Annotated in this window: 3 protein-coding genes and 1 pseudogene; all 4 read left to right on the top strand. The window is 57.8% G+C overall.

Annotated features, from left to right (window positions below; translation table 11 throughout):
* A partial coding sequence (locus ACILSL_RS27445; RefSeq protein WP_395735259.1) for a PKD domain-containing protein occupies positions 1–295 on the top strand: 295 nt, incomplete at its 5' end.
* Between the two features lie 748 nt (positions 296–1,043).
* Entirely contained in the window at positions 1,044–1,532 is a 489-nt protein-coding gene (locus ACILSL_RS27440; protein ID WP_395735258.1) for a hypothetical protein, read from the top strand.
* A 250-nt stretch (positions 1,533–1,782) separates the two neighbouring features.
* A complete protein-coding gene (locus ACILSL_RS27435; protein ID WP_395735257.1) occupies positions 1,783–2,367 on the top strand; it encodes a hypothetical protein in 585 nt (194 codons plus the stop codon).
* Positions 2,368–2,464: 97 nt separating this feature from the next.
* Positions 2,465–3,094: pseudogene (locus tag ACILSL_RS27430) on the top strand (hypothetical protein); the annotation flags it as partial.

The following is a 3,094-nucleotide window of genomic DNA, read 5'->3' as shown; positions in this document are numbered from 1 at the left end:
CCCGCCCTCCATCCATCCCAGCTTTCATCCCACCATGAATCTCAAGCCCGGCCAGCCGATCACCTTCAAAGTCCGCACCTTCCGCGATGCCGGCGGCGAGACCTGGGACTTCGGCGACGCCACCCCACCCGTCAGCGTCACCTCCGACGGCAACGCCAAAGCCCTCGCCAAAGACGGCTACGCCATCACCACCCACACCTACACCCAGCCCGGCGACTACATCGTCAGCGTGCAGCACACCAACGCCCGCGGCGAAAAAGCGCAGGGGCATCTGTGGGTGCGGATCGAGAAGTGAACACCGCCACATCGTCCTTCGCACAAAGCTCTGCGCAAACCCAGCGCTCCCTCCTGCGTCCCCGCCACATCCAAAGCCGATTCAAAATCGGCGCTCCCAGCATGGAAGGCCCGGCCTACGTAGGATGGGTGTGGCGACAGCCCGCCCGTCCATGAGCGTGTGGCAAACACCACAGCCTACGAACGTCCTCGCAGTCGGGCGGTTTGGCGGAGAGGGCATTGAGGGATGGCAGTGATCTCGACGCCAAACACGACCAACCTACGACCGGAGTGCCACGCTACCTTTGCACAAGCCTGCCCGGCCCGTTTTCAATGACGCGCAGCTCATTGCTGGGAGCGCCGATGTCCACATCGGCCCCGGCGAACGTCCCTGCGCCATCGCCACGGAAAAAAGCTCACGGGTCACACGCCACTTGCCCGTGCGGCGGAGCCGTCCCCAGAGCCGATAGAATATCGGCGCTCCCAGCACGGAATGCCGGTCATGAATGGCACTCGGTTAAGACCTCTCATCGCTGGAGAAGAGTGTCATGCAACAGCCATTCACGCCAAGTCTGTGGCAACGAGTCGGGCAGTAGCACGGCGTTCTGCGCTTAATGCCACGACGAATGCGCTTAACCGAGTGCCATTCATGCCCGGCATCTTTTTTCAGAGTTTAGGGTTGCACAGGAGTTGCGAAGTTAAATGAGCGTCGGGTGTGCGGTGTTGAAAAAATGGCTATGTATGACAATCAATTAAATGAATAGTGAGCAATGAACATCCTCAAAATTACATTGGCCGCATTCTTATTAAGTGCATTTACTTCTCAGGGAGCACTACCCGAAGGTAATGAGTTGGAGATAAACTCACTGCTTCCAAAGGCTGAGGATGTGGTCAAAATGACCTGTAATGCAAGGGTGATCAAAAGGGATGTGAAAAAAATGTGGTTGTTCAATGGTGAAGCCACTGATCGCAGTGCATATGAAAGCCTCCTTGCCGCATTAGAAAAAAGTAAATTCAAAAAAATGGATATGTCATATGGTGGGATTAACTCGGCGGAGTCTTGTATTTACAAGCTACTGATGAAAGATGGTAGAGAAGTGGATGTGACAATATATGGAGCAAGGCTTGTTAGCATTGGCAAAAGTTATTACTCAGTTGTGGAATCGGCTAGCAATTCCAAGATTAACTTTTCCCACTTGATGTATCTGGAGATTTTGAAATCGCGGAAGTTGTGGGCGAAGTATGTAATTAAAGAGTAATTGCAGGATGCTGGTATCTGGAGCCGATAGAATATCGGCGCTCCCAGTACAGAATCTGTTCTCTGCTCCCTCTGCCTCTTTGCTCCTCAGCGACAAAGCCGAACGTTCCTGCCGCATCCGGTGGGGAAGCAGTGGAGCAAAGAAGCGCCCTCGACGCCAAACACCCCCAACCTACACCCCAGAAAGCCCGGCTTGCCATGCCATGTCAGCCCGCCAGAGGAGAATTCAAATCTCGCATTGGGAATCGTTCATGCCTAGACTCATCCCCATGCACGCGCTCACGGCTCTCCTGGCCTCCCTCATGTTTCTCGTGGCTTCCATGCACGTCAAAGCGGAAGAGGTCGGCTGGTATATGGTGCTATCGCGCATCCGGACATCTTCCATCAAAGGTCTGATCCACCCGCTGAATGGAAGACAGTCCCTGGCCTTGAGTGACACCCTGAACTGGGGCGACCTGCAGTCGCCGGGTGGCACGGTGCTGCTCACGGATCAAAACGCCGTACAAATCTATGACCAGATGACCCATCCGGTCAAAAAAGGGGACTACACGGGCTTTGCTTTTTTAAGCCAGGCCACCTCCGGTTTGTTCAAGATCTCAGAGGCTGATGTTGGCGGGCAGTTGATGAGAAAGACCCTCCACGTCAAAGAAGATGTCCCGTCACAAAAGCTTGGCGAACTCATGTTCTTTCTCTGCGACCACCTGGGCGGCAATTATTGGTCGCTCGCTCCAGCGGTGGCCACTGCGAAGGAGTGGGCGATGCTCCCAGGTTCCTCCAAGATACTTTGGCCCATGGTGTCAAGGGTGGTGCCCGGGCCGCCAGTGCCTGGAAATTAGGACAAGGCACAAAAGCAGGACGAACAGCACCTCTGCGCATCCCTGAACCTTCGCCTCCGCATTGACGTCTCGCCCGCGCAGGCCAGTCTGCTGCATCATGCCCACCACCCCGCCACCCGCGTCTCATCCACGCCGCCCCCGATTCTCCCTGCGCCGCCTCCTTCGCTGCACCTGCCTCGCTGCACTCGGCCTCCTCGGCGCGCCGCTGGCCGCGCAGGCCCAGGCGGAGACAGCTTCATTACGCTTCATCGCAGCAGATGATGCCAGCATCGGCTACTCTGGCTACGTGCACATGGAGTTCGTGCCGTACTTCCAAGAGGATCCCCTGTCTGCCGCCAAGATCGCCCGCTTTGACCGCGTGCTCGACATCCCCGGCAAAGGCTACCGCTGGGACAATCCCGGCGCGCGCATCCGTTTCCGCACCGATGCCACGCACCTCAAGGCGCTGCTGCACTACAATGAGCTCCACACCTCCGCCAGCGCGCGCAACAGCCACGGCATCTACCTCATCGACGGCGCCCCCCAGCCCGCGTGGACCTTCCGCACCAAGACCGCCACGCCCAAGCGCACCCCCGAGTCCGTCGAAGTGACAATGCCCGCCACCGCCCCCGGCTTCCACGATTACGAGATCGTCCTGCCCTACGGCGACGCCGTCGATTTCCAGGGCCTGGAGGTCAATGCCGCCGCCCGCATGCAGCCACCGCCCGCAGCACCCGCCGTGCGTTAC

This window comes from Prosthecobacter sp. (genome assembly GCF_044222345.1).
Taxonomy (GTDB): domain Bacteria; phylum Verrucomicrobiota; class Verrucomicrobiia; order Verrucomicrobiales; family Verrucomicrobiaceae; genus Prosthecobacter.
The sequence above is the reverse complement of the archived record's forward strand: the minus strand, read 5'-3'. Positions and strand labels throughout refer to the sequence as shown.

Bases quoted from the DNA above. Each gene is read 5' to 3' on its own strand.
- ACILSL_RS27440 (WP_395735258.1), top strand. From the start codon at position 1,044: ATGAACATCCTCAAAATTACATTGGCCGCATTCTTATTAAGTGCATTT.
- ACILSL_RS27435 (WP_395735257.1), top strand. From the start codon at position 1,783: ATGCCTAGACTCATCCCCATGCACGCGCTCACGGCTCTCCTGGCCTCC.